This window comes from bacterium (genome assembly GCA_021372535.1).
In the GTDB taxonomy this organism is placed as follows: Bacteria; Latescibacterota; Latescibacteria; order Latescibacterales; family Latescibacteraceae; genus JAFGMP01.
Window position 1 is genome coordinate 46,140 of record JAJFUH010000179.1, and the last position, 6,488, is coordinate 52,627.

Consider the following 6,488-nt stretch of genomic DNA (forward strand, 5'->3'; position numbering starts at 1 on the left):
TTTTTTAAAATTTTTGGAGCAATACCATGATTCTGTCTGTAGCCCTCAAAGAATTTTACACGAATCTCATTTCCGCACGGTTTACTATCGGTTTTCTCCTGTGCCTGTTTCTCATCCCGTTCACCATGGTAGTGAGCATAAACGACTATGAATCGCAGGTGCGGGCATATGAGCTCGAAAAAAAACAGGCCGATGAAAACAACAAGATTCGTGTCTATTCGGCGCTCCGCCCGGAGATAGTCAGACCGCCCGAACCGCTCAGTATTTTCAGCCGCGGTATCAGCTACAAGGTGGGTAATAAGGTCACTACGAGGCTTGGCGAAAAAACACTCCTGGCGGAAGGACGGAGCTCTGTCCGCGAAAATCCGCTCCTCAACTCGTTTTTTTCCCTCGATTTCAGCACGGTGATTACCATCATCATGTCGCTCCTCGCGCTCCTGTTCACCTATGACGCATGCAGCAGGGAACGCGAGGAAGGGACGTTGAAACTCGTGCTGTCGAACCCGGTGAACCGATGGAAAATCCTCCTGGGTAAAGTGATTGGTATCCTGATAACGATGATGCCGGTAATCCTTTTCTGTTACGGTCTCAGCGCGGTCATCATCCTCTTCCATCCTCATCTGGAGTTTTCGGCGCACGAGTGGGGGCGAATCGTGTTCATGTTCGGATTGAGCATCGTTTTCTTTACCTTTTTCGCGGCACTCGGGCTTCTCGTTTCCGCCCGCACGCATTCATCGGTCACCAGTATCATCATCTGCCTGTTCATATGGGTGGCAGCCGTGTTTGTCGTACCCAACGCGTCAGTGTATGTGGCAAAGAGCTTCATCGCCACGGAATCGCAGGAAAACCTCCGGTATGCTCTCAACGATCTGGACAGAAATTTTTCCACCAAGGTTCGCGAATACCGACAAACCCTCGATCAACCGGACTGGTGGATGAACTGGAACATGAACAGCTATGGTGATGGCTATATGGAAGTGTCCGGCAATACACGAAGTCTCATGGAACTGTACAGGAAACTGTGCCAGTATTCGGAACCACTCCGGATACAGTATGCGGATGAAAAATGGGCAATTCAGAAAGCCTACCTCGACAAGCTTGACAGGCAGCGTCTTTTCGCCGAGTGGCTTTCCCTTCTTTCACCGTCCGAGATGTTCCGTCAGAGTGTGTCCGCGATGTGCAGGACGGATGTTCCGGCACACTACCATTTTCTCGACAAAGCACGGGAATACCGCGAGGAGCTGATACAGTTCTTTCGGGACAAGGACATGTTCGCATCGTACGAATACTTCACCCGTCAGGACCCAAAAACGTTTATGACCGCGGACGAGATCGTGCGGATACGGACCGGCGGTGAGTTTAAAACACTCCGGGAATACGGAGAATGGGCGCAGCTGCATAACGGCGATTTCAAACCTCTGCGAAAAGTGGATATCCCCGGTACAGATTTATGGAAGTACGAGCCGCTCGACCTTTCCGGAGTACCACAGTTCAGATGGGAATCATCCACGTTCGCGTATGACGTGAATAATTCCCTCATCAGGCTTGCTTTGTTGCTTTTAGGGGATGTCATACTCTTCTATCTGGCGTTCATTTCGTTCATCCGTTACGATGTGAGGTAACCATGCTCCTCGATATTATATTCCGTGAATTACGGAGTACCGTTCTCAGTTTACGGCTCCATATCGCGCTTGTTCTCACCCTCATGGTTTTCTGTATCGGCAGCGCCGCATTTGTCAAGGATTACCGGGCGGGCAAGGAAATCTCCCTGCGGTACCGGAGTGAAGTATCGAAGGAGCTCCGTGAAGCCGCGGAACAGAATATTTCCAGACTGGCCACCATGCGGCAGCATTATCTCTTCGAGCCCAGCACAGACACGTTCATCGATGACGCGAAGGAAAAATACCTCCCCAACAGTTTCGAATACAGCGCCTACAACGTGTACGGATTCGATGTGAGCTCTGGCGCCGCGAATCCGTATCTCCAGGAATTTCAGGAATTGAACTGGATGTTCATCGTATCGCTCATCATGGGTTTTGTCGTCTTTCTGTTTACATTCGACGCCGTTTCGGGTGAAAAGGAAGCGAAGACCCTGGCGCTGGCATTCGCAAATTCATTGTCGAGAGGCACTCTCCTGCTCGGGAAGTACATCAGCGCCATAATCGCCTCGATGCTCGTTCTCTTTCCGGGAATCTGCCTGAGCCTCGTGATCGTATTCATAACCGGAACGATCGCCGTGTCAGGCGCTCTCATAATTGAGATACTGGTTTTCCTGGCGGCTGCCGGAATTTTTGTCGCCTGTATCGCAGCGTTCGGCATGCTCGTGTCGGTTGTCACGCGGTCGGCAAATGTAAGCCTTCTTCTAGCACTCACCTGCTGGCTCATCTTTGCCGCAATAGTACCCAATACAGCTCTTTTCTGGGCTCAGACGCTCTTCCCTATCGAGAAAGCCGAAATCATCGCGGAGAAAATTCAAAAAGCGCGCGAAGAAATCAACAGAAACGCCCCGCCGGGAAGCTGGGCATCATCAAGCAACATGCCGTTCCTTCCCGAGCACGAGCTGAGAGCGGCCAACCAGACAAATATCATGAACAGCAGAAAACAGATATGGGACTCCTACTGCAACGACAGGATACGGCAGCTTCAGCGAGTGCGGAAGGTTACTTTCCTGTCGCCGGTGTCGCTTTTCGAGTATATGAGCGAGGCCGTCGTCGGTGGAGGATTCGTGCGGTTCGAGAAAAACTGGAACGACCTCCATGTGTTCCAGGAACAGTTCCTCGGTTTCTTCAAGGAAAAAGACGCGCAGGACCCTGTCAGCCCGCACTGGTACAATCCGTACGAAGATTATTCGACATCAAAGAAGCCGGTGAATTTTTCCGAAGTTCCTCTCTATACGGAAAAACCGGCAACCATCGAAGAACGTCTTACACGGGCCGGATTGTATCTCGCTGTCCTAGTATTATATGCGGCAGCCGCATTTTCCCTGTCATTCATGGTATTTGTACGGTACGATGTACGGTAATGCAGGATTGTAACAGATATCACTCGATATCACACGGTAAAGGAACTATTTCATGTTGGGAACAATTATCGCCCGTGAGATTCAGGAGCACCTGAAATCATCGAAGTTCCAGCTCGGTTTTCTGATCACGATAGCATTGATCTCCATCAGCACATCAATCAATATAAGCGACTATATGCAGCGTAATCAGGACTATCTGACCGCACGGGCCGAACCGATAGACAGATTTTACGTGTCCGTATATAAGCCGCCGCAGGTGCTCAGTATACTGGCGCAGGGAAAGGACAGGAAACTCGGCAACAAAGAGGAAATGAGCATCACCAGAATTGCCGACCGGACAACCGGATACATGGGATCGGAGAGTCAGCATAAACGGTACATGTCGGGTTTCACCGCAGTCGACTTTGCCTTCGTGGTACGGGTTGTGCTCAGCCTTATGGTCATTTTTCTTGCCTACACAAGCATTTCGGAAGAGAAATTCTCGCGGACGCTCAGTCTGGTACTGTCCAATCCTGTTCCCCGTGATACGCTATTACTCGGTAAATGCCTGGGCGGGATGTGTATAATCACCGTATCATTTATAGCTGCGATAATAGTGGCGGTGCTGATGATGATTTCTCAACCGTCGGTTGTCCTCGGTACATCCGATATAGTCCGTATTATCGGGATGGCAGGTGTGTCAGTCCTCTATCTCTCGGTTTTCTATACCATGGGACTGCTTGTATCGATACTCGTAAACCGCCCGGCCATAGCTCTCATGGTACTGCTGCAGGTATGGGCGTTTCTGATAATCATTTATCCTGCCATAAGTGTGATTGCCGCGCAGGATATGTATAAGATATTCCCCGACAAGCTGAACCAGCGGAAAGCATCGGCATTTCAGCAATATGAAGAAGAGTACAAACGGAAAACCGATCCGTTTCAGGAGGCGTTCGCCAAAGGCGGGAGACCGACGAGGGAACAGAGTGCACGGAATGTCGAAGGTAATGCGTTACGAACGGAAGCGTATTACCGTGTCGACCGTGAATTCGCCCGTGAGATGGCCGGTCAGACACGTCTTGCCGAAAACCTTTCGGTGTTGTCACCGGCCGTACTGTACGACCAGGTCATGACCCGTTATGCACGAACCGGCATGACGGATTATGAGCGTTTTTTCGAAAGCGTCTTCCGCTTCTGGCAGGAGCATGTCAGGCTTTCCGTACTGAGGTTCAGCGATTACGACACATTCAAGAAATCCAAAACACTCGATTTCGCTTACCAATCCGAAACGGCTGTACAGAGTTTCCATGGAACCGTACGGTCCCTGATTATCCTGTTTCTACTCAATATACTGTTCTTTACCACAGCCTATGTGGTTTTTCTGAGAAAAGATGTGAGGTAACCGCATGAAAACAGTCATTATACGGGAATTCATGGAACATGTGAAAAGCATACAGTTTGTCGTTCTTCTGGTTTTCGCCGTCACGCTCTTCTCCATCAACGGAGTGTATTTTTCCCGGAAATACAATCAGCTTATGACGGTATTCCTGAGCAGCAGTCAGGAAAAAAGTACCGTATCCACGACACTTTCACGGCAGCCGTCACCACTCCTGTTCATGTCCGAGGGCGGAGACACATACCGTCCCGGACAATACCGGCTTGCGCCAAAATATTCATTATCCGCACAAACGTCCGATGAAAGTAACTACATGTTACCCGATATTCCGGAACCGGACTGGACATTCATCGTTTCCATCATTTTCAGCCTCTATGTCATTCTCCTGGGGTATAACGCAATCTCCGGTGAGCGTGAACAGGGAACGATGCGCCTCATTCTTTCCAATCCCATAGGCCGGATTAAGCTGGTTGTTTCCAAATATGCGACCATCCTTTTAACCGTGACCGCGATACTGTCGGCGGGTGTCCTTATAAGTCTCATTATCACAGGATTATCGAATCCCGTGGTGTTCACGACCGGTTATCTTGCGAGAATCGCACTGATGATCGTTCTTTCTCTGGCGTACCTTTCCATTTTCGCTTTTCTGAGCCTCATGTTATCGTCCCTGATCGGTAATTCCTCGCTCGTCCTTATGATATCGCTCGCTCTCTGGATTTTCCTGGGAATCATCATACCGAATACATCCGGAATCATCGCTGAAAAAATCTCCCGGGTCCCGAGTGAATTTCAGACATCCAATCAACTGGGGCCGGTCATACAAAAACAGCTTGATATCGATATCGATACAATACGTGAACGGGCACATAAGGGTGAAATCAGAACGGAAGACGAGGCGAAAAAGGAATTTGACCGTATCTGTGAAAATTGCCAGGACAGCTATATCAAATACTATAATAATTATGACAACTCCATGAAACAACGGGCGGCAACCGCGCAGAATTTATCGCGGATATCGCCGACAGCGCTCTTTCAGTATGCAGCGGAAAACCTTACGGGAACCGGCATCGACAGCGAAGAGCGATTCATGCGGGATATTCAGGTATATTCCGCGCTCTATGACAATTACATCCGGAAAAAGATAGGAAAACTGGTAAGCACGTCACAGTGGTCATTTATGACAGATATCAATGTCGACGGGAAAAATATCCTGGTGCAGTCACCCCGGCCCGAGGAATACCAGGGCGACAATTCCGATTTCCCGATGTTCCGGGAAAGCAGGCCTGACATTGTGCGAAGCCTGAGAGATGCGCTCATGGACATGGCGGGCATCCTTTTGTGGAATATCGTTCTGGCAATGGGAGCTTTTACCGCGTTCCTGCGGGCCGATGTCAGGTGAATAACGGAAGAAAGTCTGATACGGGCAATTACTCCGATCTTATTATATATCTTTGTGCCTTTGTGTCTTTGTGGTTAAACATATTTTCATAAATAACCTCCATGACTATAAATAGTCACAACGAAGGATGAAAAATGTATGCAGTTGTATCTGGATTCCCGATTAAAGATTCGGGAATGACGTCGTTACGGCGACTGCCGATGCCAGGCCGAGGCTTCAGAACCGGGAACTGCAGATACATTTTTCAGATATTTCCGGGTTACATCGCAACATAAACTCCTTCGGTAAAAATGGCGAATCCCCTGTCCCTTACTCTCCTCTCCCCTTAAGAAGACAGGGGAAGCCATTGTTCACGGTCTGAATCTACCCGTTTCCCCATGATTGCACAACACAGCGAATACGAAAAACGGATTTTTCGCTCGATATTTTCAACGGAAAATTATATTTTCCGCTGATTGCTTATTGTATTGCGGGAAAAAATAGTATAGTTTATATCAGGTTATAAACCCGAATTATTCGTAAAAATATTTCATCATAAGGACACAAAGGCACCAAGTGATATAATATATTATTAATATTGTCTTTAGTATAATTTAATCGTCGATATCAAAAAAGATATATAAATAAATATATCCGCGTTAATCCGCCCGATCCGCGTTCTATTATTCAATAAATCGGGTTAAAAGAATTTC

General features: G+C 48.5%; 4 protein-coding genes. All 4 read left to right on the forward strand.

Annotated features, from left to right (window positions below):
- Positions 1-26 precede the first annotated feature (26 nt).
- From LLG96_15840 to LLG96_15855, 4 genes are read left to right on the forward strand one after another with little or no spacing between them, the layout of a single operon-like run.
- Complete coding sequence (locus LLG96_15840) at positions 27-1,622, forward strand: ABC transporter permease subunit (protein ID MCE5251679.1); 1,596 nt, start codon at positions 27-29, stop codon at positions 1,620-1,622.
- A 2-nt stretch (positions 1,623-1,624) separates the two neighbouring features.
- Positions 1,625-3,022 carry an ABC transporter permease gene (locus tag LLG96_15845; protein MCE5251680.1) on the forward strand — a complete coding sequence of 466 codons (1,398 nt, stop codon included), beginning with the start codon at positions 1,625-1,627 and terminating at the stop codon, positions 3,020-3,022.
- Positions 3,023-3,074: 52 nt separating this feature from the next.
- Positions 3,075-4,403 carry an ABC transporter permease subunit gene (locus LLG96_15850; GenBank protein MCE5251681.1) on the forward strand — a complete coding sequence of 443 codons (1,329 nt, stop codon included), beginning with the start codon at positions 3,075-3,077 and terminating at the stop codon, positions 4,401-4,403.
- 4 nt (positions 4,404-4,407) lie between these two features.
- On the forward strand, positions 4,408-5,796 hold the full coding sequence (locus LLG96_15855) for an ABC transporter permease subunit (protein MCE5251682.1): 1,389 nt from the start codon (positions 4,408-4,410) through the stop codon (positions 5,794-5,796).
- Positions 5,797-6,488: the final 692 nt, after the last annotated feature.